This window comes from Flavobacterium pectinovorum, assembly GCF_900142715.1.
GTDB classification, from domain to species: Bacteria; Bacteroidota; Bacteroidia; order Flavobacteriales; family Flavobacteriaceae; genus Flavobacterium; species Flavobacterium pectinovorum.
Genome location: NZ_FRBX01000002.1, coordinates 913,203 through 936,612 on the forward strand (window position 1 = coordinate 913,203; position 23,410 = coordinate 936,612).

The window sequence follows — 23,410 nt, forward strand, 5'->3', positions numbered from 1 at the left end:
GTTAATCGTTTATTTGTTTAACCGATTTAACGATTCAACAAATAAACAAATAAACAAATAAACGATGTCGATATTTACCAAAATAGTTAACGGAGAAATTCCAGCTTATAAAATTGCCGAAGACGGAAATTATCTGGCTTTTTTAGATGTAAATCCAAATGCAAAAGGACACACGCTTTGTATTCCAAAACAAGAAATCAATAAGATTTTTGATATGGAAGATGAATTGTATTTGGGATTAATGAAGTTTTCTAAGAAAATTGCAATTGCTTTAGAAAAAACTGTTCCTTGTAAAAGAGTTGGTATGGCAGTTGTTGGTTTAGAAGTTCCTCATGCACACGTTCATCTGATTCCTTTAAATGAAATGGATGAAATGCGTTTTCACAATAAAGTATCACTATCTAAAGAAGAATTTGAAGCTTTAGCCAAAAGTATTCAGGCAAATTTGTAATAGATTTACAGAGAATAGTTTTCGTATGTCAGGCTGAGCGGAGTCGAAGCCCAGTTCTGATTGGGCACAAAAGGCTTCGACTCCGCTCAGCCTGACAGATAAAATCGTTCAGTTTGATAAAAAGAATAAAAAAAGTGTAGTAGAATTATTTTACTACACTTTTTTATTTAACTGAATTTGAAATGTAGTCCCTTTTCCTATTTCAGAATGCAAAACTTTTATTTTGCCGCTATGATATTCTACAACAATTCTCTTTGTTAAAGAAAGCCCTAAACCCCAACCTCTTTTTTTGGTAGTAAAACCAGGCTCAAATATAGTTTTGAATTGTTTTTTAGAAATTCCGGTTCCGGAATCCTTTACATTTATTTTTACATGATGTGCATCCTGCTCAATTTGAAGGTCTAAGGTTCCTTTTCCTTTCATGGCATCAATGGCATTTTTCACCAAATTTTCTATTGTCCAGCTATGTAAAGTCGGATTTATCATAACCCAAATAGGCTCAGTTGGAGTATCATAAGAGAACTCAACTTGTTTTGAAAAACGGGATTGTAAATATTTGAATGAGTTTAAAGTTTCTTCAACGATATCATGAACTTCTAAAACAGGAACAGAGCCAATTTTTGAAAAACGGTCTGTAATGGTTTGTAAACGTTCAATATCTTTTTGAATTTCAAAAGTTATGGACTGATCAATTTCTTCGGTCTTTAAAATCTCAACCCAGCCAATTAATGATGATAATGGTGTGCCAATTTGATGCGCTGTTTCTTTTGCCATTCCCGCCCAAAGTTTATTTTGAGTCGCCATTTTTGTGCTTTTATAAAAATTGTAGACCAAAGCACCACACAAAAAGATAATCAGCAATAATGCGATGGGATAATATTTGAGTTTATTAAGTAAAGCCGAATTTCCATAATATAATTTTTGATACTTTCCGGGAGAATATTCAAATACAATGGGCTCATTTTCACTTTGGAGATTTTTTAAAAAGCGCATCGATTTTTTTTGGTCGTTTAATATTTCGTCAGGTACATTTCTGGTAGTCAGAATTTTGTCGTACATTGTTAATATTACAGGAATAGACGTATTGTTGCTGGAAATTTGAAGAGGAAGTTCGAGATCAGTATTTTCGTCTGCATTAATTAATGCTATTTGCGCATTAGCCAGGAGTTTCATTTTGATTCTTTCCTCATTTTTGAATATTTGAAAAAAAGTATAAGTATTCCAAAGAATCAAAGTAATGATCGAAAAGGAAATAAAAATAATAATCCAACGAGTTGTATTTCTACTTTCAGAAAAACGCATAAAGTAATTTTTGAGGTATAAATATAACGAAATATACCCATTTAATATTTTGATTGCACTAAAGATTTTTGTTTTTAAGGCTAAAACTATTTCTCTGACTTAAACCATTTCTATACTTTTGTAGTTGCCAAAACGAGATTTGGTTAAAAAGAAAAATTATGATTAGCATTGATCCAAAAGAGATTTCAACGGTAAAATTACAAGGTTATTTACAAAGTGCCATTGGCCCAAGACCTATTGCTTTTGCCAGTACAATAAGTGCAAAAGGAATCCCGAATTTGTCACCTTTTAGTTTCTTTAATGTATTTAGTGCCAATCCGCCAATTTTAGTTTTTTCGCCGGCAAGACGAGTGCGTGACAACACTATTAAACATACTCTTATCAATGTAGAGGCGACTCGCGAGGTTGTGATTAATGTTGTAAACTATGATTTGGTACAGCAAACATCACTGGCCAGTACAGAATACGGCGATGGAGTAAACGAATTTATAAAGACAGGATTAACACAAATTCCGTCAGATTTTGTAAAACCATATCGTGTAAAAGAATCTCCGGTGCAGTTTGAATGCAAAGTTACGCAGATAATTCCGCTGGGAACAGAAGGCGGTGCAGGAAATCTGATTCTTTGTGAAGTGGTAAAAATACATATTCATGAATCTGTTTTAGATGAAAACGGAGCAATTGATCAGCATAAAATTGATCTGGTTTCAAGATTAGGAAATAATTGGTATTCAAGGTCTAACCAGGGGCTTTTTGAAGTTCAAAAACCACTTACAACTTTAGGTGTTGGAGTAGATGTTATTCCTAATTTTATAAAAGAGAGCCCTGTTTTTAACGGAAATGATCTTGGTAAATTAGGAAACATAGAAGCCTTGCCTACAACAGAAGAAGTTAGTATATTTGTGAAAGAAAATTTTTCTGTAAAAGGAGTTTTAAGTTCCGATGATCAGGAAAAGATACATCTGGAGGCTAAAAAATACCTTGATAAAGAAGATGTTGCATCTGCTTGGAAAGTGCTTTTAGCTAAAAAATAAGAAAAGAAACAATAATTAATATAGACGAAGATGGAAGTTACAGGAAAAGTAAAAGTGGTAAACCCAGAGCAACAAGTTAGTGCCTCATTCAAAAAAAGAGAATTAGTTGTTACTACTGATGAGCAATATCCACAACATATTTTAATCGAATTTACACAAGATAAATGCGATTTGTTAAGTAGCTATAAGCAAGGAGAGGCAGTAAAAGTTTCTATCAATTTAAGAGGAAGAGAATGGGTTAATCCACAAGGAGAAACCAGATATTTCAATAGTATTCAAGGTTGGAGAATCGAAAGAGTAGCGCCTGAAGGTCCTGGACAAACTCCACCAATGCCTGCTGCAGAAGCATTTGCTCCGGCTACTAATTTAAACGAAGACGAACCAGACGATTTGCCTTTCTAAAAGTTTAAATTCTAAAATATAAATTCCAAATTCCAATTCATAAATATGTAATTGGGGTTTGGTTTTTTGTTTTTATTTGTAATTTGACAAGATTGTGTCTATTTGAAGCTTAAGGCTTAGAATTTGGAATTTACTTATTTTGTAATTTTATTTTAAAACATGTATTACGTATTCAAAGATTTATTTTTCCCCCCAGTTTCTGAAGCCGATGAAGAAGGAATTCTGGCAATAGGTGGCGATTTAAATCCCGAACGTTTAAAGCTGGCTTATACAAGTGGAGTTTTTCCCTGGTTTAATGAAGGAGAGCCTGTTCTCTGGTGGTCACCGGACCCCAGAATGGTTTTGTTTCTGGATGAATTGATTGTGTCAAAAAGTATGCGTAATGTTTTGAACAGGAATCAGTTTAAAGTAACTTTCAATCAAAATTTTTTGGAGGTTATTTCAAATTGTCAAAAAATAAAAAGAGAAGGTCAGGACGGAACCTGGATTTCAAATGAAATGATCGATGCTTATTGTCAATTACATAAAGAAGGCATGGCAAAATCAGTTGAGGTTTGGCAAGATGAGGTTTTGGTTGGTGGTTTATACGGAATAGATTTAGGCCATGTTTTTTGTGGCGAAAGTATGTTTTCAAAAGTATCAAATGCCTCTAAAGTAGCATTTATAGCATTGGTACAATCTTTAAAAGAAGAAAATTACAAGCTATTAGATTGTCAGGTTTATAATCCGCATTTAGAGAGTTTAGGTTGTCGTGAAATTGACCGTGAAGAATTTATGTCCATTTTAGAAAATAAGAAATTATGAGTGCAATTTACACTGTAAAAGAAATTTATATTTATCCGATAAAAAGTCTTGCAGGAATTAGCTGTAAACAAGCTTTTGCTGAAGAAATGGGATTTGAAAACGATCGTAGATGGATGTTGATTAATACTGAAAATCTACATTTAACGCAAAGAGAATACCCAATTTTGAGCCAGTTTTATCCTCAAATTTCAGATGGAAAAATCAGTATTACTTTTAAAGAGCTTAAACATGAATTTTCGGCTAATGAACATTTAGATCAGCCAATAGATACCAAAGTGTGGGAGGATAAAAGTGAAGTTGTCGAAGTAAATAAATCAACATCGAAATGGTTTAGCGAACAATTAGGTTTTGAGTGTAAATTGGTAAAAATCATCAAAAGCGGAGATCGAAAACATGAAAGCTCAAGATTAAAAGAAACCTTCAATGTAAGCCTTGCTGATGGTTATCCTTATTTATTAGTTGGGACAAAAAGTCTTGATTTTTTGAATGAAAAATTAGAAGATAAAATTACAATTTTACGATTTCGCCCAAATATTGTTATAAGCAGTGAAGTTTCTCATGAAGAAGACAACTTCGACACTTTCAAAATTGGAGAAGTCAATTTTAAAAACGTAAAGCCTTGTGGAAGATGTATCATGGTAAATAATGATCCGCAAAAAGGCATCATCAAAAAAGAACCTTTGAAAACTTTAAGTAAGTACCGAAAAGTGGACAATTCAGTTTTTTTTGGAACCAATATTGTAAGTTTAAATAGCGGATTAATTAAAGTTGGGGACGAAATTGTTTTCTAAAAATTCAATTTTGTAAAACTCCAGTTTAAAGTATTAAAAAGTACTAATTCATTTTTTAAAACCGGTAAACCTAAAATTACTTTAAGTGTTTCGTGCGCCATCATGGTACCGATAATTCCGGGTAAAGTTCCTAAAACACCATTTAAATTGCAATTTGGAACATCTTTTGGATCTGGCATTTCAGGAAATAAATCTCGAAGATTTTTGCTTCCATTGTGGTTAAAAACAGCAATCTGACCTTCAAATTTTAAAATACTTCCATAAACTAAAGATTTTTGAAATTGAACACAAGTATCATTAACCAGATAACGTGTTGCAAAATTATCAGAACCATCTATGACAATATCATATTGTTGAATAATCGTAGAGGCATTTTCAGTTGTCAATTTCATATTAATAACTTCAACTTCAATCAACGGATTTAGTTTTGAAACTACTTCTGTAGCGACGATTGCCTTCTCTTGTCCAATTTCATTTTCGGTATATAAAATCTGTCTATGCAAGTTGTGAATTTCAACAGTATCAAAATCCATTATTCCAATAAAACCAACTCCGGCAGTCGAAATATATTGTAAAATTGGACAGCCCAAACCGCCTGCTCCAATAACTAATACTTTTGCTTTTTTTAGTTTTTCCTGACCTTCATCGCCAATTTCCGGCAATATAGTTTGTCTGTTATAGCGTAGAAATTCTTGTATAATGCTCATTTTGGGAATTTTAAATTGCTCATTTTAGATTTTAGTCCCGAAGCTTCGGGATGGAATTTGGAATTTATTTTTTGGAATTTTTCCTAACTATAACTTTTATCCCAATCTTTCCAAACGGGTTCGTAGCCTGAATTAGTTATAATTTGGGCAATTTCACTAACTGGACGTTCATCACTAATTTCAAATTGTTCCAAAGATTGCGGGTCAACAACATAACCACCTGGATTGGTTTTAGAACCTGCACTCATACTCGTTACCCCAATTGGGATAATGTTATTTCTGAATTTCTCATTTTCACGGGTTGAAATTGAGATTTCAAGATCTTCATTCCATAAACGGTACGCACAAATAAGTTGAGTTAAATCTTTGTCGTCCATAATGAAATTGGGTTCAATAATACCTTCTGCGGGACGCAATCTCGGAAAAGAAACTGAGTATTTGGTTTGCCAGTATTTCTTTTGAAGATAATCTAAATGCAGTGCATTAAAAAAACTGTCTGTTCGCCAATCTTCCAAGCCTAATAAAACGCCCAAACCTATTTTGTGAATTCCCGCGGTTCCAATTCGGTCAGGAGTTTCCAGACGATAATCAAAATTTGATTTTTTTCCTTTTGTATGATATTTTTTGTAAACTTCCTGGTGATATGTTTCCTGATAAACTAAAACCGAATAAACTCCGGCTCCGTGCAAGTGTTTGTATTCTTCTGTAGAAAGAGGCTGAACTTCAACAGAAATAATTGAGAATTGTTTTCTTATCAAAGCAATCGCATTCAGGAAATAATTAATATTTACACTATAATTTGCTTCACCGGTAACTAATAAAACGTGATCAAAACCAAGATTTTTTAAGGCTTCAACTTCAATTTTAATTTCAGTATCAGAAAGTGTTTTTCTTTTGATTTTATTGTCTAAACTAAAGCCACAATAAGTACAAATGTTCTGGCATTCGTTGCTTAAATAAAGCGGTGCATACATTTGGATCGTTTTTCCGAACCGCTTCTTCGTGATTTGATGACATTCCTGTGCCATTCGTTCTAAATAATTTTGGGCAGCCGGAGAAATTAAAACTAAAAAGTCATCGAGATTTCGTTTGGTTTTTGATAAAGAACGTTCAACATCTTTTGCTGATGTTTGGTATATTTTTGATTGAATGTTATCCCAATTGTATTGCTCAAATATTGCTTTAAATGTTTTCATTGGATTGTGTGTTTTATTTCACGCAGATTTTTGCAGATCTAAGCAGATTAAAAATGATTTTAATTTTTTATAAATACAGTATCTGTTTATTGAATTTTATTTGCAACTCTTTTTATATCATCTAGTATATTTAGAGTATTGAAATTTACAAGTAAACCTAATTTTTTATTTGTGAGCCTTAAATAAGTAGAAAGTTGTTTGTAATGTATTGGAGCTAAATCTTCAACAGATTTTAATTCAATTATCACTTTGTTTTCTACTAAAAGATCAATTCTGAAAGCAGGATCCAATATTATTTCTTCATAAGGAATTATAACTTCAACTTGTTTTTGAACTTGTAAATCAGTTTTTGTTAATTCATAGAACAAAGCACTTTCATAAACGGATTCAAACAACCCAGGCCCCAAATTATTATATACCTTAAAAATAGCTCCTCTTACTAGATATGATATTTCGTTTTCTGTCATTATTCTTTATTTTAGTTATTAATACAAAATTAAAGAATAATCTTACTTTATTTATTTTCATCTTTATTAAAATTAAAATCATTTTTAATCTGCTTAGATCTGCAAAAATCTGCGTGAAATAATCTAGTCATACAAAAATGAAGTCAAAGGACTAGACGCAACAGCAAAATTCTGCTGATTAGCGATTTTGGCTTCAAATGCTTTTCTACCGGCAATTACAGCTTCTCTAAAAGCTTCTGCCATTAATTTCGGGTTTCCGGCAACGGCAATGGCAGTATTTACCAAAACCGCATCGGCACCAATTTCCATTGCTTTTGCAGCATCAGACGGCGCGCCAATTCCAGCATCAACAATTACAGGAACATTGCTTTGTTCGATAATAATCTCAAGAAAATCAATTGTCTTTAAACCTTTATTGCTTCCAATAGGAGAGCCCAAAGGCATTACGGCAGTTGTTCCTGCATTTTCCAAATGTTTGCACAAAACCGGATCAGCATGAATGTAGGGCAAAACAAAAAATCCGAGTTTGGCCAACTCTTCGGTAGCTTTTAAAGTTTCAATAGGGTCAGGCATTAAATACTTGGGATCCGGATGAATTTCTAGTTTTACCCAATTGGTTTCTAAGGCTTCTCTAGCCAACTGTGCCGCAAAAACAGCTTCTTTTGCATTTCTTGCCCCGGAAGTATTAGGTAACAAATGAATATTTGGATGTTTTAAATGCGATAAAATAGCATCTGTTTGTGTTTCAAGATCAATACGTTTTAAAGCAACAGTCACTAATTCGCTTTCTGAGGCTAAAATTGCTTCTTCCATTTCCAGATTCGAACCAAATTTTCCCGTTCCTAAAAACAAACGGGATTTGAAGGTTTTGTCACCAATATTAAACAATGACGTTTGCATATAATTTTTCGTTTAGTTTTTGAATTGTTTTTGTTTTTTCATCACTTTCTGTGATCATTCCCGAAACGGCAATTCCATGAATTCCAGTTGCTATTAACGGATCAATATCTTTTAAATCAATTCCCCCAATTGCATAAACCGGAATTTTTATTTGGTTGGTTTGGAGTTTTTGCATAATTTGTAAATAGCCCGATAAGCCTAAAACAGGACTTAGTTTTTCTTTTGTTTTAGTAAACCGGAATGGTCCCAAACCAATATAATCACAACCATTTTTTACGTGATTTTGTATATCTTCAAAAGTATTTGCGGTTCCTCCAATAATTTTTGTGTTTCCCAAAATTGCTCTTGCTTCGGCAATATTCATATCGGTTAAACCCAAATGCACACCATCGGCTGCAATTTGTTGTGCCAGATAAAGATTATCGTTTACTATAAAATTGGCGAGATATTCTTCGCATAAAAATTTTACAGCCTCTGCTAATGCAAAAGTGTCTTTGGCAGTTTGATTTTTGAAACGCATTTGTATCCAATCGCATCCAGCGTCCAGAGCCTGATGAATATTATACAATTGTTCTTCGATGGTATTTCCTTGTGAAATGTATTGCAGTTTATGGTACATAATGATATCCGGTTAAAGTTGAAGTTGAGCTCAGGTATTTTTCTATGTAGGTTTTAGCATTTTTACAAGCTTCTTGTAAAGTTTGATCTAATGCAAGATTTGAGGCGATTGCGGCTGACAAAACACAACCCGAGCCATGTTTTTCAAAGCACTTTTTTTCGGAGGGCAATAAATCAATGATTTCATCTTTTAGAAACAAACGATCTGTGCCAATAGCCAAAGGATTATGACCGCCTTTTAGTAAAATAGCACTCGAGACTTCATTTTGCATTCTAAGTTGGTGCTGAGTAAAACCCGGGAAAAGCAATTCTATTTCATTATAATTAGGCGTTATCAAATCAATTTTGGATACTATTTTATTCAGATCCAAACGATCTTCAATACTCATAAACTCAAACTTTGTTGTTGATTTTAAAACAGGGTCCCAAACAATTTGTGTTGAAGGTGATAACAATTTAATAGTCGAAAGAATTCGATTTAAATAATGCAGATTGGGAACAATTCCGATTTTTACAGCATTGATTTTATACCTTTCAAATAAAGTTTCAACAGAACGAATGACGTAACTAAGATCTATCCATTGAATGTCAAAAAACTCATTTTCGGTTTGAATTGTATTTGCCGTTATAATTGCTAATCCAGTCAGGGAATGTTGTTCGAATGTTTTGATATCCGCCAAAACTCCTGCACCACCAGAGGGATCGTAACCGGCTATACTAAGTATGAATGGGCGATTTGCTGACATAATTTAAATTGTTTTACAGGATTTTTATTGTTCCAGATAGTTCCTAAAAGTGCAACATCATCAAAGCCGTTTTTGAGTGTTTTTTTGATGTTTTCAGAATCAATTCCGCCTAAAGCGATACATTTTGTACTGTGATTTGTTCTTGATTTTAATGCTGCGAATAAATTCTCTTTTGGATAATAATCTTCTTTAGAAATACTTTTAAAAACCGGACTTAAAAAGGCATAATCAAAATCATTTTCCAATGCATTGAAATCTTCAATTGAATGAGTTGAAGTTGTATACCTGCAAGGTTTTGAAAACCTCGCAGGATCAAAACTGTTCTTTCTGTCTTTTTCAGAGAAATGAATTCGGGTAATTCCAAAATCTTCTGCTAATTCATGATGATTGTGCAATACCAATTTAGATCGAAATTCGATTTTTATCTGATGAATAAATTGTGCCATTTCTATTTCAGAAAAATCAGGTTTGCGAATATGAAGCAAAGACAATCCTTCCTCAAATAAAGAATCAATAATGCTAATTTCGCCAGAAATTGCAGAAGGATTAGTAATCACAATCATATCTTTTTTCTTTACTCTATTTTCTTTAAATGTAAATCTCTTTCCCCTGTTCAATAAACTCTTCCGATTTTTCCTGCATGCCTTTTTCGGCGGCAGCGACATCTCTAATTTCCTGAGATATTTTCATAGAGCAGAACTTCGGTCCACACATCGAACAAAAATGAGCAACTTTTGCACCGTCAGCAGGAAGTGTTTCATCATGAAATTCCCTGGCCGTATCAGGATCAAGAGACAGATTAAACTGATCTTCCCAACGGAATTCAAAACGAGCTTTACTCAATGCATTATCACGATATTGTGCACCCGGATGACCTTTGGCCAAATCTGCAGCATGAGCTGATATTTTATAAGTTATCACACCATCTTTTACATCTTTTTTGTTGGGTAAACCAAGATGTTCTTTTGGTGTTACATAACATAACATCGCGCAGCCGTACCAGCCAATCATGGCAGCTCCAATTGCAGATGTAATATGATCGTAACCCGGAGCAATATCAGTCGTTAATGGTCCAAGAGTGTAAAATGGCGCTTCGTTACAATGTTCCAATTGTTTATCCATGTTTTCTTTAATCATATGCATTGGCACGTGACCCGGACCTTCTATAAAAACCTGAACATCATGTTTCCAGGCAATTTTTGTGAGTTCACCCAAGGTTTCTAATTCCGCAAATTGTGCGGCATCGTTGGCATCTGCAATAGAACCCGGACGTAAACCATCACCAAGAGAGAAAGCTACATCATACTGTTTCATGATTTCGCAGATTTCTTCAAAATGTGTATATAAGAAGTTTTCTTTATGATGAAATAAACACCATTTTGCCATGATGGATCCTCCTCTGGAAACAATTCCGGTAACGCGATCTGCAGTTAAGTGAATGTAGCGCAACAAAACTCCTGCATGAATCGTGAAATACGAAACACCTTGTTCTGCCTGTTCAATTAAAGTGTCACGAAAAACTTCCCAAGTCAAATCTTCTGCGATTCCTTTTACTTTTTCTAAAGCCTGATAAATCGGAACTGTTCCAATTGGAACCGGCGAATTGCGAATAATCCATTCTCTGGTTTCATGAATATTTTTTCCTGTAGATAAATCCATAATTGTATCTGCACCCCAGCGACAAGCCCAAACTGCTTTTTCGACTTCTTCTTCAATGCTCGAAGTCACAGCGCTGTTACCAATGTTGGCGTTTATTTTGACCAAAAAGTTACGACCAACAATCATAGGTTCGCTTTCAGGATGATTGATGTTGTTGGGAATAATTGCTCTTCCGCAAGCTACTTCACTACGAACAAATTCGGCTGTAATTTTGCTTTTTGGTGTGTTTGCTCCAAAACTGTGTCCGTTGTGTTGACATTGCATTGCTTTAGTTTGCTCGTTTAGGAGTTCGATGCGTTGGTTTTCACGAATCGCAATATATTCCATTTCAGGAGTGATTATTCCCTGTTTCGCATAATAAAGCTGAGTTACGTTGGCGCCTTTTTTTGCACGTTTTGGCTGGTGTAAATACTCAAAGCGAAGATGGTTTAAACTTTCATCTTTCAATCGGCTTTGACCGTAATTTGAAGAGATTTCTTCTAAGATTTCGACATCATTTCTTTCTAAAATCCAATTTTCGCGTAAGCGTGGCAATCCCTTTCGAATGTCAATTTCAATGTTTGGATCTGTATAAGCACCTGAAGTGTCGTAAACAGTTACAGGCGGATTTTTCTCAATTCCACCGTTTGAAAGCTTGGTATCGCTAAGAATAACTTCGCGCATAGCAACTTTTATAGGATGAATTTCGCCATTAACGTATACTTTTTTGGAATTAGGAAAGGGAGTTCTGGAGATTTGTTCTTCGGTTGTCATAGAGAGAAGTTTTATGGTTTGTTGTTTGTTGTTTGTTGTTTCAGGTTTCAAGTTTCAGGTTGATCTTGACGGTGTTTTTTGTTTGCGCTCTTATAGGCGCACTGTAGTGCGTCTACGTTATGTATATAATTGGAATTTGGAATTTAATTTTTGGAATTTAATCCTTAACCTCCCTGAGTAGCAGAAATAATCAAAATTTCGTCAGTTTCGGATACAAAATGTTGGTTCCAATTAATTTTTGGAACAACAGTATTGTTGATGGCAACGGCAATTCCGTTTTGTTTGTTAGGAATTTCTAGATCGAGCAATGATTGAACGCTTAGCGATTCAGCATTGAATTTTTTGATTTGTTGGTTGATTTTTAGTTCCATTCCTTAATTTTTTAGGTTTTATAAGATTCACTGCAGTGAATCTCTACCTTAGGAATGGCTACAATTACGCATAAAAATGCGCGCAGAAGTCATCTTACTTTTCCCTACGCTAGTATGAACTAGATCAGGTTCAGAGGGTAAAATCTCAGCCTGCTTTTTTAGCAGACACCCCTAAAGTGTGAAGCAAATATATGTAATTTTTGTTTAAAAGTTTCAAGTTTCAGGTTTCAGGTTGTGAAAAATTGAAAACTATGACTGAAAACCTTGACTGTTTACTGGTTTCTTTTCCAGCAATTTTCGGCGTGATCATTGACCATTCCGGTGGCTTGCATATGAGCATAAACAACAGTTGAGCCCACAAATTTAAAACCTCTTTTTTTTAAATCTTTGCTAATTTCGTCAGAAAGTGGAGTAGTGGCTGGAACGTCTTTTGATGTTTTCGGATGATTTATAATCGGTTTTCCGTTAGTAAATTTCCAGATGTAGTCAGAGAAAGTACCAAATTCTTCCTGTATTTTTATAAAGGCCTGTGCATTTGAAACTGCGGCTTTTATTTTAAGTTTATTTCTGATGATTCCTGTATTTTGCATCAACTCTTCAATTTTCTCTTCAGAATAGAAGGCTATTTTTTTGTAATCAAAATGATCAAAAGCATTTCTGAAATTTTCTCTTTTGTTTAAAATTGTAATCCAGCTTAGTCCTGCCTGAAATGTCTCCAAAATTAGAAATTCGAATAAAGTAGGATCGTCGTAAACCGGAACGCCCCATTCCTCGTCATGGTATTTTTTATATAAATCGCTGGCGGTGCACCAACCACATCTTATCGGTTCCATTTTTTATTTCAAATGTATAAAAAAACCTCAAATCAATTAAGATTTGAGGTTGTTCAAAATTAGTATCTTTTAAAAATTAGATTTTTTTGTATACTTGTACGGCTGAAACTGTGATTCCTCCTTGAGAATAAGTGAATTTTATTTTTAGTTTGCTTCCTGTTAATTCAGCAACTTCATATTCTTCTTCATCTTCACTTGCGTATTTTTTAGTCAATTTGCTTCCGTCTTTAGTCCAAGTTCCTTCTTGAGTATAAGCAGTACATTTATCATTAGAAAATTCTGAGTAACTATCAACAAATTTTCCGTCTGTTTTAAATTCGACGATATCGTTATCACATCCTTCATTTGTAGCTGGCTCTAATGCTTCCTGACCATTAAAAACAACTCCTACTTCAGTAAGTTGCCATTTTCCTTCGATTGATCCTCCATTGTCATCATCACTACTACAAGATGTTGCTGCTAATCCTAATGTCAATACAGACAAAAATAAAATGCTTAATTTTTTCATTTTGGTGGGTTTTTAATTGTTAATTTTTTGGCAAAAATAAAATCTTTTTTAAAAAATTAACATAATATAACAGGTTTTTTCGTCTTTATTTTGCATTTTTGTGTAATGTATTGATAAAGAGCGTACTTGTTAAAAACATCATTTTTTATGCTGTAAAAATGATCTTGTTAAAATCAAAATGCAATACCAAGCTAAAAGAAAGTGAATAAGGAGAAGATTATTTTGCGGATAAATTTAGAATGATTTTCAGGTTATTATTTTCCAATTTCCCAATGATATCCTTTTACCTTTGGAATATAAGCGGATTGGCCAATAATTACCAAATCATTATAGATTTTTCTATTATATTTTATGCCGATGGCTTTGCCGGAAGTGTACATTTTATTAGCAACAAACTTAATTTTCATACGACCATCGCTTAGCTTTGCATCTGAAATTTTTTCAATAAACCAAGTCGAATGCCATTTTAGATCAATTTCATCTTCGGCAGTTTTAGTAACACTTTTTACTAGTTTTACTGCATCTTTCGGAATTGCAAAATTGTGAATTAAGTCTTTTTGTGTCAGGGTTTCCCCAATTTCAGCCCCAGAAAGAATTTTACGAATATTAACAAAACTTATTAATTGATTATTTGATTCGTTGTTTGTTTCATCTGCAATGCTTTTCTTTTCAATTGCTGAACTATCAATTGGTTTATTAGGGAATAATATTTTTTTAGTATTAGTAATATTATGTTTGTTTTTAATAGGTGTAGTAATAGTTATAGTATTTGAAGAAATAGTTTCAGAAATAGGTTTTAAAGAATTGACAGGATACAGCTTTTTCTTCGGCTGTTTTTTTTCGTCGTTACCACAGCTGGAAAAGCAATATACTATAGAGAAAAGTATAATTATGATGTATTTTTTCATTGTGGTAATTCGTCTTATAGTTCTTGAGAATGATTTTCATCATCTTGACCTAAATATTTTTTTATTAAATGATGACCAGCATAAATTAAAGGAGTAAGTAAAACGGCTACTGATAATTTGAAAATATATCCCGTCAATCCTGATGAAATAAAAGTGTCAAAATCAATTTTTCCAGGCAACCAGAAAGCAATTCCAAGAACAATAAATGAATCGAATAATTGAGAAATTACAGTTGATCCTGTTGTTCTAAGCCAGATTTTTTTTTCTCCGGTTCGTCTTTTAAAAAACCAAAAAATCCAAACGTCAATTAATTGAGATGCAATAAATGCTACTAAACTACCTACGATAATCCACATACTTTGCCCAAAAACTGCCTGAAATTGTTCATCATTTACCGGGCTTATTCCTTTTGCAGCCGGAATTACGATTGCCATAAACAATATCAAAAAGGCATATGCAATTAAACAGGCTGTTATAAAAGAAAGTTTTTTAACTCCTTTTTCTCCGAAATATTCATTTATTAAATCTGTAGTAAGAAAAACAATTGGCCAGGGCAAAATACCGATACTCATTACAAATGGTCCAATCTGAATTAATTTTCCTCCAATAAGTTCTGCAACAACGGCGTTGGTTATAAATATTCCGGCAAGAATTACAAATACAATCTCTTTTTTGGTTTTAAACATACTATTTCTGGTAAATTATTTTTCAAATTTAAGGTATTTCTATTTAAATTATTGTTTGAACTAATAAATTAAAAGATCAAATTGAGCGTAATAAAATTGTAAATTTGGGTTAATAATTTATTATAAATGCATTTAAAATGGACAATATTGTGCTTTAATAGATTATTTTTTATGAATAAAAATCATGTTATTTCTTATGACTACAACAACTTTTAACGCTACAGAAGGATCTTTTCAGAATCCATTACTTCAAAAATGGTCAGGTCCTTATGGAGGAGTACCTTCTTTTGATAAATATAGAGTTTCAGATTTCCAACCCGCAATAGAGTTTGCTATTCAGGAAAATTTAAATGAATTAGATGCTATTGCGAATAATTTAGAAACACCAACTTTTAAGAACACAATAGCAGCACTCGAAAATTCAGGAAAAACAATTGCCAGAATTAATGCTGTATATGGAATATATAGTTCTAATATTTTTACAAAAGAATTTGGAATTGTAGAAACAGAAATGTCACCGAAATTATCAGCTTTGAGTGATAAAATGTACCAAAATGATAGACTTTTCTCTCGTATTGAAACTTTGTACAATGCAAAAGACAAAGAAAAACTAAATAGCGAGCAACAGCGCTTGGTTTGGCTGTATTATACAAATTTTGTTCGTGAAGGTGCAAAATTAAACCATGACGATAAAATAAAAGTGGCTGAGATCAATCAGGAATTGGCAACGCTTTTTACAAGATTCAGTCAAAATTTATTGGCAGAAGAAAATGGTCAGTATATAGTTTTAGAAACTGATGCTGATTTTGAAGGTTTGCCTGTCGAAATAAAAAATGCTGCTATTGCCGAAGCAAAAGAGAGAAATATTGATGCTTTAGGATGTGTTGCAAATACGCGTTCTTCAATCGAACCGTTTTTGACATTTTCTACCAGAAGAGATTTAAGAAAGAAAGCTTTTGATATTTTTGTTAAAAGAGGTGATAATGGAAATGAAAATGACAATAATGAAACGCTGATTTCCATTTTAAAATTGCGTGCTCAAAAGGCAAAATTGTTAGGATTTAGTTCATTTGCAGAATGGAGTTTGTCTAATAAAATGGCAAAAGACCCTGCAAAAACACTTGACTTAATGAATTCAGTTTGGAAACCGGCAGTCGAAAAAGTACAGCAGGATGTTGCCGAAATGCAAAAAATGGTAAATGCAGAAGGTGGCGATTTTAAAATTCAGCCTTGGGATTATCGCTATTATGCCGAAAGAGTTAGAAAAGCAAAATATGATTTAGATCAGAATGAAGTTAAACAATATTTGCAACTTGAAAACTTGCGTGAAGCTATGTTTTGGGTTGCAGGTGAATTGTTTAATTTAAGTTTTAAACAAATTACCGATGTGTCTGTTTTTCATCCGGATGTGCGTGTTTGGGAAGTAAGAAATAAAGTCACAGATAAGGCAGTTGGTTTGTGGTATTTTGATCCTTACGCGCGAGTTGGAAAACGTTCCGGTGCGTGGATGGATTCCTGTCGTGATCAGGAGAAGTTGGATGGAGATGTTCTGCCAATAGTATCTAACAATTGCAATTTCATTAAAGGAAACGAAAATGAACCTGTTTTAATTTCCTGGGACGATGCCACAACTTTATTTCATGAATTTGGTCATGCGCTACACGGATTATGTTCTAATGTAACTTATCCAAGTTTGGCAGGAACGGCAGTTGCAAGGGATTATGTTGAATTCCCTTCGCAGTTATTAGAACATTGGCTTGCGACACCAGAGGTGTTGAATAAGTTTGCTCTGTATTATAAAACCAATGAACCATTACCACAATCAATGGTTGACAGAATAGAACAAGCGGCAAATTTTAACGAAGGCTTTGCAACGGTTGAGACAATATCAAGCTCTTTTGTTGATATGGAACTGCATTTAACAACTGAGACTATTGATCCTGATAAATTTGAAAAAGAAACATTAGAAAAGCTCAATATGCCATCAGAAATTGTGATGCGTCACAGAATTCCACAATTTGCACATATTTTTTCCGGAGATGGATATGCGGCCGGTTATTATAGTTATTTATGGGCAGATGTGATAAATGCAGATGCTTATGAAGCTTTTATGGAAGGTAAAGGCCCTTATGATAAAGAAGTTGCAAAAAGACTTTATGATACAGTTTTTAGTGTTGGAAATACTCTGGACAATGAAACAGGATACGAGAATTTTAGAGGAAGAGCGCCAAAATCTGATGCGCTGATGCGAGCGAGAAATTTTCCAATTACAGAAAAAATTTAATAAACATTGCTAAATAAAAAAGCCCGAATAAATTAATATTCGGGCTTTTTATATTGAAATAATAATATATTAACCTAAAGTAACTCTTTTGAAACCTGTAATTTCAACATTGAATCCTTTAACATAATCACCAACTTTTTTACTATCATCTTTGATGAAGTTTTGATCTAGTAAAGCTTTTTCCTGATCTAAAGTAGTGTTGTCAGAGATGAAACGTTGAACTTTTCCTGGAATAATTTTATCCCAAATTTGCTCTGGTTTACCTTCAGCTTTTAATTCAGCTTTAGCATCTTCTTCAGCTTGTTTTAAAACTTCTTCAGTCAATTGAGAGAAAGAAATATATTTAGGAACATTTTTTAAAGTTTTTCCTAAACGTTTTGCTTCTTCATTATCCTTTTCGATTACAGCAATACGAGCAGCAAGTTCAGATTCAACGAAAGCAGGATCAAAATCTTTGTAAGATAATGTATCAGCTCCCATAGAAGCAACTTGCATAGAAACATCTTTAGTTAAAACGTCAGCATTAGGAATTGCAGCAGAAATTGCAGTTAATGCAGCAATTTTGTTAACGTGAACATAAGATCCAACGAAAGCACCTTCTAAAATTTCAAAACCACCGATTTCGATTTTTTCACCGATAACACCAGTTTGCTCGATTAATTTTTCAGCAACAGTAATTCCGTTGAAATCTGAAGCTAAAAATTCTTCTTTAGAAGAAAAGTTAATAGCTCTTTCTACTAATTCTTTAGCCAAAGTTACGAAAGCCTCATTTTTACCTACGAAATCTGTTTCGCAGTTTAAAGTGATGATAGCTCCTTTAGTTTTGTCAGCATTGATAAAAGAAACAGCAGCTCCTTCAGAAGACTCACGGTCAGAACGGTTAGCAGCAACTTTTTGTCCTTTTTCTCTAAGGTTTTGTATAGCTTTATCGAAATCTCCATCAGCTTCAACTAAAGCTTTTTTACAGTCCATCATTCCGGCACCTGTAGTTTGTCTTAATTTATTTACGTCTGCAGCAGTAATTGTTGCCATAATATTTTGAATTTTAATGTTAAAAGTAAAAATTCCATCTTTTAAATTCTAAACTCCAATTTTATTAAATTATCAACATAACGTTTTTAATTTTGTATTTGGATTTTAGAATTTAAAATTTGGAATTTAAAATTTGATTTATTCTTCAGTTGCAGGAGCAGCAGCTTCAACAGCTGGTGCAGCCTCTGCAGCAGGAGCAGCTTCAGCAGCAGCTTCTTCTGTAAATACTTCAGTTTCTTTATCAGAACCTCTGTCAGAAAGACCATCGATTACAGCAGCAGTTACTAAAGATAAAATTTTGTCAATTGATTTAGAAGCATCATCATTTGCAGGAATAACGTAATCAACCTCTCTTGGGTCAGAATTCGTATCAACCATTGCGAAAACTGGAATGTTTAATTTTTGTGCTTCTTTTATTGCGATGTGTTCAGCTTTGATATCTACTACGAACAATGCTGCAGGTAGTCTAGACATATCAGCGATTGAACCTAAGTTTTTCTCTAATTTAGCACGTAGACGATCAACTTGCAAACGCTCTTTTTTAGATAACGTCATGAAAGTACCATCTTTCTTCATTTTATCAATAGAAGACATTTTTTTAACTGCCTTTCTGATAGTTACAAAGTTAGTTAGCATTCCACCAGGCCATCTTTCAGTGATGTAAGGCATGTTTGCAGCCTTTGCTTTTTCAGCAACGATGTCTTTAGCTTGTTTTTTGGTAGCTACGAATAAAATTTTTCTACCTGATGCAGCGATTTTTTTCAAAGCTTCGTTAGCTTCTTCAATTTTTGCTGCAGTTTTATATAGATTGATAATGTGAATACCATTACGCTCCATATAAATGTAAGGGGCCATGTTTGGATCCCATTTTCTAGTCATGTGTCCGAAGTGAACACCTGCTTCTAGTAAGTCTTTTACTTCTATTTTGTTTGCCATTTTTGTACTAGTTTACGTTCTGTTGATTAGCAATGTATAAATGGCGGTTTCCCAGGCTTTATACATTTAGATGCTAAACTATTTCCTACCTCGATAGGAGAGCAACAACAACTGTGTTTTTTAATTTCAATAAATTGATGATGTCTTGTACCATATGTACAAGACAGGTAATATTAACGTTTAGAGAATTGGAATCTCTTACGAGCTTTCTTCTGACCGAATTTCTTACGTTCAACCATTCTTGGATCTCTTGTTAATAAACCTTCTGGTTTAAGGATAGCTCTGTTTTCAGCATTTACTTCACACATAACGCGTGCCAATGCCATTCTTACAGCTTCTGCCTGACCAGTTGAACCACCTCCGTAAACGTTTACTTTTACGTCAAAGTTGTTTACATTTTCTGTCATAGACATTGGTTGTAAAACTTTGTATTGTAAAGTTGCAGTTGGAAAGTAAGTTGCGAATTCTTTTTTGTTTACAGTGATTTTTCCTGTTCCTTCAGAAACATATACACGTGCAACAGCGGTTTTTCTTCTACCGATTTTGTGAATAACTCCCATTACTTAAGATCGTTTAGGTTAACAGTTCTAGGTTTTTGAGCTCCGTGAGTATGCTCAGCACCTACAACAACATTTAGATTTCTAAAAAGTTCAGCTCCTAATTTGTTTTTAGGTAACATTCCTTTTACAGCTTTTTCTACTAATAATGCAGGATTTTTAGATTGCAATACTTTAGCAGTTAAAGTTCTTTGTCCTCCTGGGTAACCTGTATGACGCATGTAAATTTTGTCATTCATTTTTGTACCTGTAAGGTTAATTTTTTCTGAGTTGATAACAATTACGTTATCTCCACAGTCAACGTGTGGTGTGTAACTTGGCTTGTACTTACCTCTTAAGATCATCGCAACCTTTGAAGCAAGACGACCTAAGTTATGACCTTCAGCGTCAACAACAATCCACTCTTTTGTTACAGTGGCTTTGCTAGCTGAAATTGTCTTGTAGCTTAATGCGTCCATAATATTATTTTAATTAAACATTCCATCCCCAATAAAGGGGATGCAAAAGTACAATTAATTATTTTAAAACCAAATACCTGAAAAGATTATTTTATCTACTGAAAATCAGGGTCTCCCTTTTTTATTTAAAACAATAAAAAAAAACCACCTTCACAATAACGCGAAGGTGGTTCAATATTTAGATTTTTTTTTGTTAAACAATAAATAAATTGGCAATATCAACTACCTGTTGTGTTGCAAGCGGCTCATCATAAGCTTCTGATCCGGCGGCTGCTCCAAATAAAGTAGCGGTATTATAACCTGCCTGTACTGTAACGCCTTCGCCAGCGTAAACTGCCTGAGTTGCTTCTGGCATTCCGGCACCTCTTTCATCATTAGAAATCCATCCTTTTAATCCGCGCAGGCGTCGTACTTCTGATGCGTGACGAGCTTCTACAGAGTGTATTTGTAATGCTGCAGTTAATAAGTCAGGTGTTGTAATTAAATTTCCGGCCTGACCTTTATAGGCTCTTACTCCGGTGTCTTCAAAGGCTTGTGCCAATGCTAAAAAGGTTGGATAATCACCAAAAGGATCAAATGCTCCACCAACAGTGAAATCAAAAGTAGGTTTCGGAACAAAATTTGCACTCATGGTACCGCCCAAACCAGCGATTAAAAAAGAGACGTGATCTGCTTCGTGTGCTGCAATTTGCTGGAAAACCTTTAAATCGCGTCCGCCATTTTCTGATGCAGGAATTACTCCTGAATCTAAGGCCATAGCATAAAATTCGTTTTCAAGATATTCTAAAGTCAATGCAAATTGCAAAGCCCCAATTGGAGTTGCGGGAGTTGCAGTAATATCTTTTGCTAATGCTTTATTTGCCATCGCAGATAATCCGAATGGAATTGATGCATATGCCAATGTTTTTCCTATGTTTCCAAACTGCGAAAAACTGTCTCTGCGAGAGCCAGTGCTTCTCATTAAGCTATCATCAGTGAAGGTTTCTATAAATTTTAAAATATTCATAATTTCTAAGTTTTAGCTAGTTAAGATTAAGGTAAATATTTGGCAGTAAATTTTGTAGTAATAAATCCTCCTGCAATTGGCAGAATTTTAGAAGGATCCTGAGCAACATCTAATCCTGTTGATGTATTAATAACATCATCACCGGCAAAATCTTTAGAATTTGGATTAATCAAACTTCTGATCGCTGAAGCGTGTCTTGCTTCAACAGAAACAATTTTCCCAGCCAATACTAAATAGTCAGGGCTTTTAATTAATTTTCCCGCTCCGTTATAAGCAGCGACTCCGGTATCTTCTAGTGCTTTTGCAGTAGCAAGAACTTCGGTACGGCTGTTAAAATTTAAAGCACCATAATTAAAAGCTAAGGATGGAAGTAATTGTGAACTAGGATCTGGAAGTGCTCCGCTTAAAGCTGCTTTGAAAAAATCTCTGTGAATTACTTCATGATGATACAAGTCAGTCAAAACCTGACGCTCTGTATCGTTAAAAGTTGCATTGAAACTTGTAGCATTTACAACTTTAGTATAAAAATCTGCTTCAAGCTGTTCTAAGGCATAAGCATAAGTTAGTACGCCAAAATCTCCTGATCCTAAATCGAAAACACCATTTCGAATTCCAGGCAATGAAGTGTCATCCATTTCTTCATCGTTATCATTATCGCTGCATCCAGCCAAAACCAAACCTGCGGTAACTAATGTTAAGCCACTGAGCTTAAGAAAGCTCCTTCTGTTATTCAATGAAGGATCTACTTCATGAATTTTAACTTCGTTTTTCATAATTAAAGGTTTTTTAATAAGTTAATAACATGTATTAAGTTATTAACGAAATTTTAGGAAGTGCGGTTTTATAAAATCAATCTTTTTTAGTTTTATTTTGAAAAGGGCTTATAATTTGAAATAGTAATAGGTGTTTTTTGTTTTATTTTCGGTAATTCTACTATATTTGTATCAATTACATAAACATTTATTAGATGAAAGCTAAAGCAACTCTAAAACAAATTGCGAAAGAACTAGGTGTTTCTGTGTCGACTGTGTCTAAAGCATTGAATGACAGTCCGGAAATCAGTGAGCAAACGAAGGTGAAGATTAAGGAGTATGCCAAACTCAAAAATTATAAGCCGAATGTTATTGGTCTGAATTTAAAGAATCGTAAAACCAAAACTATTGGGGTAATTATACCTAATATATTAAACTCCTTTTTTGCAAAGGTTTTTAGTGGTATCGAAAAAGTAGCGGATAAAAAAGGATATAATGTAATTACATGTATTTCGAATGAATCTTTAGAAAAAGAAATTCATACACTTGAAATGCTGAGCAACGGAACAATTGACGGATTTATTCTTTCTGTCTCTGAAGAAGCTCAGAAATTACAAGATTACAGTCATTTTTCTGCTATTATTAATGACGGAACGCCAATTGTAATGTTTGACAGAATTGCAGATGAAGTAGAATGTGATAAAGTTGTAGTTGATGATTTTGATTCGGCTTTAAATTCAACACAGCATTTAATTAATTTAGGATGTAAAAACATTGCCTTAATTTCTTCTGTAGATAATTTAAGTGTTGGGAAATTGAGAGCTGATGGATATTTAAAAGCTTTAAAAGACAACAATATTCCGGTAAACGAAAAAATTATCCTTCGTACCGATTCTGAAGATGATATGAAAGCTAAAATTGATGGATTGTTTGATCATAAAATCGATGCCATTTTTGCTTTGGATGAAAATGATTCGGTTGCTGCTTTAAGAGTAAGTTTGAAAAAAGGTTTTAGGGTTCCGGAAGATATTTCGATAATAGGTTTTGCCGATGGAATTTTAGCATCCCGCCGTTTGTCACCAAGTTTAACTACAATTAGCCAACACGGAATTGAAATTGGAGAGGTTGCCGCTAAACAATTAATCAAACGTTTAGAAGAAAAAGAAGATGAAACTTCAGATTATGAAACTATCGTTATTAAAACAAAGTTGAAAGAACGAGAGTCGACTAGAAAAGTTAAATAAACAAA

Annotated in this window: 27 protein-coding genes and 1 riboswitch; of the genes, 7 read left to right on the top strand and 20 right to left on the bottom strand. The window is 33.8% G+C overall.

The window, feature by feature from the left end:
* The first annotated feature begins 64 nt into the window (after window positions 1-64).
* Window positions 65-451, top strand: coding sequence for an HIT family protein (locus BUE22_RS10430; protein WP_073394973.1), 387 nt, complete (start codon window positions 65-67; stop codon window positions 449-451).
* Between the two features lie 153 nt (window positions 452-604).
* On the opposite strand, the gene BUE22_RS10435 is transcribed toward BUE22_RS10430, so the two are convergent.
* On the bottom strand, window positions 605-1,753 hold the full coding sequence (locus tag BUE22_RS10435; protein WP_073394974.1) for a sensor histidine kinase: 1,149 nt from the start codon (window positions 1,751-1,753) through the stop codon (window positions 605-607).
* Between the two features lie 158 nt (window positions 1,754-1,911).
* Here BUE22_RS10435 and BUE22_RS10440 point away from each other — a divergent pair, with 158 nt between their 5' ends.
* The 4 genes from BUE22_RS10440 (at window position 1,912) to BUE22_RS10455 (ending at window position 4,784) form a co-directional block, all read left to right on the top strand.
* On the top strand, window positions 1,912-2,787 hold the full coding sequence (locus BUE22_RS10440) for a flavin reductase family protein (protein WP_073394975.1): 876 nt from the start codon (window positions 1,912-1,914) through the stop codon (window positions 2,785-2,787).
* A gap of 30 nt (window positions 2,788-2,817) precedes the next feature.
* Entirely contained in the window at window positions 2,818-3,189 is a 372-nt protein-coding gene (locus tag BUE22_RS10445; protein ID WP_042566241.1) for a DUF3127 domain-containing protein, read from the top strand.
* A gap of 159 nt (window positions 3,190-3,348) precedes the next feature.
* On the top strand, window positions 3,349-3,993 hold the full coding sequence (gene aat, locus BUE22_RS10450) for a leucyl/phenylalanyl-tRNA--protein transferase (protein ID WP_073394976.1): 645 nt from the start codon (window positions 3,349-3,351) through the stop codon (window positions 3,991-3,993).
* Window positions 3,990-4,784 carry an MOSC domain-containing protein gene (locus tag BUE22_RS10455; protein WP_073394977.1) on the top strand — a complete coding sequence of 265 codons (795 nt, stop codon included), beginning with the start codon at window positions 3,990-3,992 and terminating at the stop codon, window positions 4,782-4,784. Before aat ends, BUE22_RS10455 begins: the two co-directional genes overlap by 4 nt.
* Here BUE22_RS10455 and BUE22_RS10460 read toward each other — a convergent pair.
* The 13 genes from BUE22_RS10460 to BUE22_RS10520 all read right to left on the bottom strand — a co-directional run bounded on the left by BUE22_RS10460 (window position 4,781) and on the right by BUE22_RS10520 (window position 15,136).
* A complete protein-coding gene (locus tag BUE22_RS10460) occupies window positions 4,781-5,491 on the bottom strand; it encodes a HesA/MoeB/ThiF family protein (RefSeq protein WP_073394978.1) in 711 nt (236 codons plus the stop codon). The genes BUE22_RS10455 and BUE22_RS10460 overlap by 4 nt on opposite strands.
* An 83-nt stretch (window positions 5,492-5,574) precedes the next feature.
* Window positions 5,575-6,687: a 2-iminoacetate synthase ThiH gene (gene thiH / locus BUE22_RS10465; RefSeq protein WP_073394979.1), complete on the bottom strand. Its 1,113-nt coding sequence runs from the start codon at window positions 6,685-6,687 to the stop codon at window positions 5,575-5,577.
* Window positions 6,688-6,773: 86 nt separating this feature from the next.
* Window positions 6,774-7,154 (bottom strand): GxxExxY protein, encoded by a 381-nt coding sequence (locus tag BUE22_RS10470; protein WP_042566246.1) that lies wholly within the window; start codon window positions 7,152-7,154, stop codon window positions 6,774-6,776.
* 123 nt (window positions 7,155-7,277) lie between these two features.
* Window positions 7,278-8,054, bottom strand: a complete 777-nt coding sequence (locus tag BUE22_RS10475) for a thiazole synthase (protein WP_073394980.1) — start codon at window positions 8,052-8,054, stop codon at window positions 7,278-7,280.
* A complete protein-coding gene (locus tag BUE22_RS10480; RefSeq protein ID WP_073394981.1) occupies window positions 8,035-8,673 on the bottom strand; it encodes a thiamine phosphate synthase in 639 nt (212 codons plus the stop codon). The genes BUE22_RS10475 and BUE22_RS10480 overlap by 20 nt, the downstream gene beginning before the upstream one ends.
* The gene (locus BUE22_RS10485; RefSeq protein ID WP_073394982.1) at window positions 8,663-9,418 is read right to left on the bottom strand and encodes a hydroxymethylpyrimidine/phosphomethylpyrimidine kinase; all 756 of its coding nucleotides are present in this window, start codon (window positions 9,416-9,418) and stop codon (window positions 8,663-8,665) included. Before BUE22_RS10485 ends, BUE22_RS10480 begins: the two co-directional genes overlap by 11 nt.
* On the bottom strand, window positions 9,385-9,981 hold the full coding sequence (locus BUE22_RS10490) for a thiamine phosphate synthase (RefSeq protein ID WP_073394983.1): 597 nt from the start codon (window positions 9,979-9,981) through the stop codon (window positions 9,385-9,387). The genes BUE22_RS10485 and BUE22_RS10490 overlap by 34 nt, the downstream gene beginning before the upstream one ends.
* 25 nt (window positions 9,982-10,006) lie before the next feature.
* Window positions 10,007-11,830, bottom strand: a complete 1,824-nt coding sequence (gene thiC, locus BUE22_RS10495) for a phosphomethylpyrimidine synthase ThiC (RefSeq protein ID WP_073394984.1) — start codon at window positions 11,828-11,830, stop codon at window positions 10,007-10,009.
* Between the two features lie 164 nt (window positions 11,831-11,994).
* Window positions 11,995-12,201: a sulfur carrier protein ThiS gene (gene thiS / locus BUE22_RS10500; protein WP_073394985.1), complete on the bottom strand. Its 207-nt coding sequence runs from the start codon at window positions 12,199-12,201 to the stop codon at window positions 11,995-11,997.
* An 84-nt stretch (window positions 12,202-12,285) separates the two neighbouring features.
* A riboswitch (TPP riboswitch) is annotated at window positions 12,286-12,384 on the bottom strand.
* Window positions 12,385-12,473: 89 nt separating this feature from the next.
* Complete coding sequence (locus tag BUE22_RS10505) at window positions 12,474-13,034, bottom strand: DNA-3-methyladenine glycosylase I (RefSeq protein ID WP_073394986.1); 561 nt, start codon at window positions 13,032-13,034, stop codon at window positions 12,474-12,476.
* Between the two features lie 76 nt (window positions 13,035-13,110).
* The gene (locus BUE22_RS10510; RefSeq protein ID WP_073394987.1) at window positions 13,111-13,542 is read right to left on the bottom strand and encodes a lipocalin-like domain-containing protein; all 432 of its coding nucleotides are present in this window, start codon (window positions 13,540-13,542) and stop codon (window positions 13,111-13,113) included.
* A gap of 254 nt (window positions 13,543-13,796) precedes the next feature.
* A complete protein-coding gene (locus BUE22_RS10515; RefSeq protein ID WP_073394988.1) occupies window positions 13,797-14,450 on the bottom strand; it encodes a hypothetical protein in 654 nt (217 codons plus the stop codon).
* Window positions 14,451-14,464: 14 nt separating this feature from the next.
* The gene (locus BUE22_RS10520; protein WP_073394989.1) at window positions 14,465-15,136 is read right to left on the bottom strand and encodes a queuosine precursor transporter; all 672 of its coding nucleotides are present in this window, start codon (window positions 15,134-15,136) and stop codon (window positions 14,465-14,467) included.
* A 196-nt stretch (window positions 15,137-15,332) separates the two neighbouring features.
* On the opposite strand from BUE22_RS10520, the gene BUE22_RS10525 reads away from it, so the two are divergent.
* Entirely contained in the window at window positions 15,333-17,420 is a 2,088-nt protein-coding gene (locus BUE22_RS10525; RefSeq protein ID WP_089075941.1) for a M3 family metallopeptidase, read from the top strand.
* A 69-nt stretch (window positions 17,421-17,489) separates the two neighbouring features.
* On the opposite strand, the gene tsf is transcribed toward BUE22_RS10525, so the two are convergent.
* From tsf to BUE22_RS10555, 6 genes are all read right to left on the bottom strand, one after another.
* Complete coding sequence (gene tsf / locus BUE22_RS10530) at window positions 17,490-18,452, bottom strand: translation elongation factor Ts (RefSeq protein ID WP_042566257.1); 963 nt, start codon at window positions 18,450-18,452, stop codon at window positions 17,490-17,492.
* A 138-nt stretch (window positions 18,453-18,590) separates the two neighbouring features.
* On the bottom strand, window positions 18,591-19,388 hold the full coding sequence (gene rpsB, locus BUE22_RS10535) for a 30S ribosomal protein S2 (RefSeq protein WP_042566258.1): 798 nt from the start codon (window positions 19,386-19,388) through the stop codon (window positions 18,591-18,593).
* A gap of 173 nt (window positions 19,389-19,561) precedes the next feature.
* Entirely contained in the window at window positions 19,562-19,948 is a 387-nt protein-coding gene (gene rpsI / locus BUE22_RS10540; RefSeq protein ID WP_007808909.1) for a 30S ribosomal protein S9, read from the bottom strand.
* Window positions 19,948-20,403 carry a 50S ribosomal protein L13 gene (rplM, locus tag BUE22_RS10545; RefSeq protein WP_026983738.1) on the bottom strand — a complete coding sequence of 152 codons (456 nt, stop codon included), beginning with the start codon at window positions 20,401-20,403 and terminating at the stop codon, window positions 19,948-19,950. Before rplM ends, rpsI begins: the two co-directional genes overlap by 1 nt.
* A gap of 193 nt (window positions 20,404-20,596) precedes the next feature.
* Window positions 20,597-21,409, bottom strand: coding sequence for a ferritin-like domain-containing protein (locus BUE22_RS10550; protein ID WP_042566259.1), 813 nt, complete (start codon window positions 21,407-21,409; stop codon window positions 20,597-20,599).
* A 26-nt stretch (window positions 21,410-21,435) separates the two neighbouring features.
* Complete coding sequence (locus BUE22_RS10555; RefSeq protein ID WP_042566260.1) at window positions 21,436-22,182, bottom strand: ferritin-like domain-containing protein; 747 nt, start codon at window positions 22,180-22,182, stop codon at window positions 21,436-21,438.
* 194 nt (window positions 22,183-22,376) lie between these two features.
* Between BUE22_RS10555 and BUE22_RS10560 the strand changes: the two genes are divergently transcribed.
* A complete protein-coding gene (locus BUE22_RS10560; RefSeq protein ID WP_042566261.1) occupies window positions 22,377-23,405 on the top strand; it encodes a LacI family DNA-binding transcriptional regulator in 1,029 nt (342 codons plus the stop codon).
* Window positions 23,406-23,410: the final 5 nt, after the last annotated feature.

What these genes read in the sequence shown, in the direction of transcription:
- BUE22_RS10440 (WP_073394975.1), top strand. Translation starts at nt 1,912, where the DNA reads ATGATTAGCATTGATCCAAAAGAGATTTCAACGGTAAAATTACAAGGT.
- BUE22_RS10555 (WP_042566260.1), bottom strand. Translation starts at nt 22,182, where the DNA reads ATGAAAAACGAAGTTAAAATTCATGAAGTAGATCCTTCATTGAATAAC.
- BUE22_RS10460 (WP_073394978.1), bottom strand. Translation starts at nt 5,491, where the DNA reads ATGAGCATTATACAAGAATTTCTACGCTATAACAGACAAACTATATTG.
- BUE22_RS10505 (WP_073394986.1), bottom strand. Translation starts at nt 13,034, where the DNA reads ATGGAACCGATAAGATGTGGTTGGTGCACCGCCAGCGATTTATATAAA.
- BUE22_RS10435 (WP_073394974.1), bottom strand. Translation starts at nt 1,753, where the DNA reads ATGCGTTTTTCTGAAAGTAGAAATACAACTCGTTGGATTATTATTTTT.
- rpsB (WP_042566258.1), bottom strand. Translation starts at nt 19,388, where the DNA reads ATGGCAAACAAAATAGAAGTAAAAGACTTACTAGAAGCAGGTGTTCAC.
- BUE22_RS10475 (WP_073394980.1), bottom strand. Translation starts at nt 8,054, where the DNA reads ATGCAAACGTCATTGTTTAATATTGGTGACAAAACCTTCAAATCCCGT.
- thiC (WP_073394984.1), bottom strand. Translation starts at nt 11,830, where the DNA reads ATGACAACCGAAGAACAAATCTCCAGAACTCCCTTTCCTAATTCCAAA.
- thiS (WP_073394985.1), bottom strand. Translation starts at nt 12,201, where the DNA reads ATGGAACTAAAAATCAACCAACAAATCAAAAAATTCAATGCTGAATCG.
- BUE22_RS10560 (WP_042566261.1), top strand. Translation starts at nt 22,377, where the DNA reads ATGAAAGCTAAAGCAACTCTAAAACAAATTGCGAAAGAACTAGGTGTT.
- rpsI (WP_007808909.1), bottom strand. Translation starts at nt 19,948, where the DNA reads ATGGGAGTTATTCACAAAATCGGTAGAAGAAAAACCGCTGTTGCACGT.
- BUE22_RS10490 (WP_073394983.1), bottom strand. Translation starts at nt 9,981, where the DNA reads ATGATTGTGATTACTAATCCTTCTGCAATTTCTGGCGAAATTAGCATT.
- aat (WP_073394976.1), top strand. Translation starts at nt 3,349, where the DNA reads ATGTATTACGTATTCAAAGATTTATTTTTCCCCCCAGTTTCTGAAGCC.
- rplM (WP_026983738.1), bottom strand. Translation starts at nt 20,403, where the DNA reads ATGGACGCATTAAGCTACAAGACAATTTCAGCTAGCAAAGCCACTGTA.
- BUE22_RS10515 (WP_073394988.1), bottom strand. Translation starts at nt 14,450, where the DNA reads ATGAAAAAATACATCATAATTATACTTTTCTCTATAGTATATTGCTTT.
- BUE22_RS10485 (WP_073394982.1), bottom strand. Translation starts at nt 9,418, where the DNA reads ATGTCAGCAAATCGCCCATTCATACTTAGTATAGCCGGTTACGATCCC.
- BUE22_RS10455 (WP_073394977.1), top strand. Translation starts at nt 3,990, where the DNA reads ATGAGTGCAATTTACACTGTAAAAGAAATTTATATTTATCCGATAAAA.
- thiH (WP_073394979.1), bottom strand. Translation starts at nt 6,687, where the DNA reads ATGAAAACATTTAAAGCAATATTTGAGCAATACAATTGGGATAACATT.
- BUE22_RS10470 (WP_042566246.1), bottom strand. Translation starts at nt 7,154, where the DNA reads ATGACAGAAAACGAAATATCATATCTAGTAAGAGGAGCTATTTTTAAG.
- BUE22_RS10525 (WP_089075941.1), top strand. Translation starts at nt 15,333, where the DNA reads ATGACTACAACAACTTTTAACGCTACAGAAGGATCTTTTCAGAATCCA.
- tsf (WP_042566257.1), bottom strand. Translation starts at nt 18,452, where the DNA reads ATGGCAACAATTACTGCTGCAGACGTAAATAAATTAAGACAAACTACA.
- BUE22_RS10520 (WP_073394989.1), bottom strand. Translation starts at nt 15,136, where the DNA reads ATGTTTAAAACCAAAAAAGAGATTGTATTTGTAATTCTTGCCGGAATA.
- BUE22_RS10550 (WP_042566259.1), bottom strand. Translation starts at nt 21,409, where the DNA reads ATGAATATTTTAAAATTTATAGAAACCTTCACTGATGATAGCTTAATG.
- BUE22_RS10480 (WP_073394981.1), bottom strand. Translation starts at nt 8,673, where the DNA reads ATGTACCATAAACTGCAATACATTTCACAAGGAAATACCATCGAAGAA.
- BUE22_RS10510 (WP_073394987.1), bottom strand. Translation starts at nt 13,542, where the DNA reads ATGAAAAAATTAAGCATTTTATTTTTGTCTGTATTGACATTAGGATTA.
- BUE22_RS10445 (WP_042566241.1), top strand. Translation starts at nt 2,818, where the DNA reads ATGGAAGTTACAGGAAAAGTAAAAGTGGTAAACCCAGAGCAACAAGTT.
- BUE22_RS10430 (WP_073394973.1), top strand. Translation starts at nt 65, where the DNA reads ATGTCGATATTTACCAAAATAGTTAACGGAGAAATTCCAGCTTATAAA.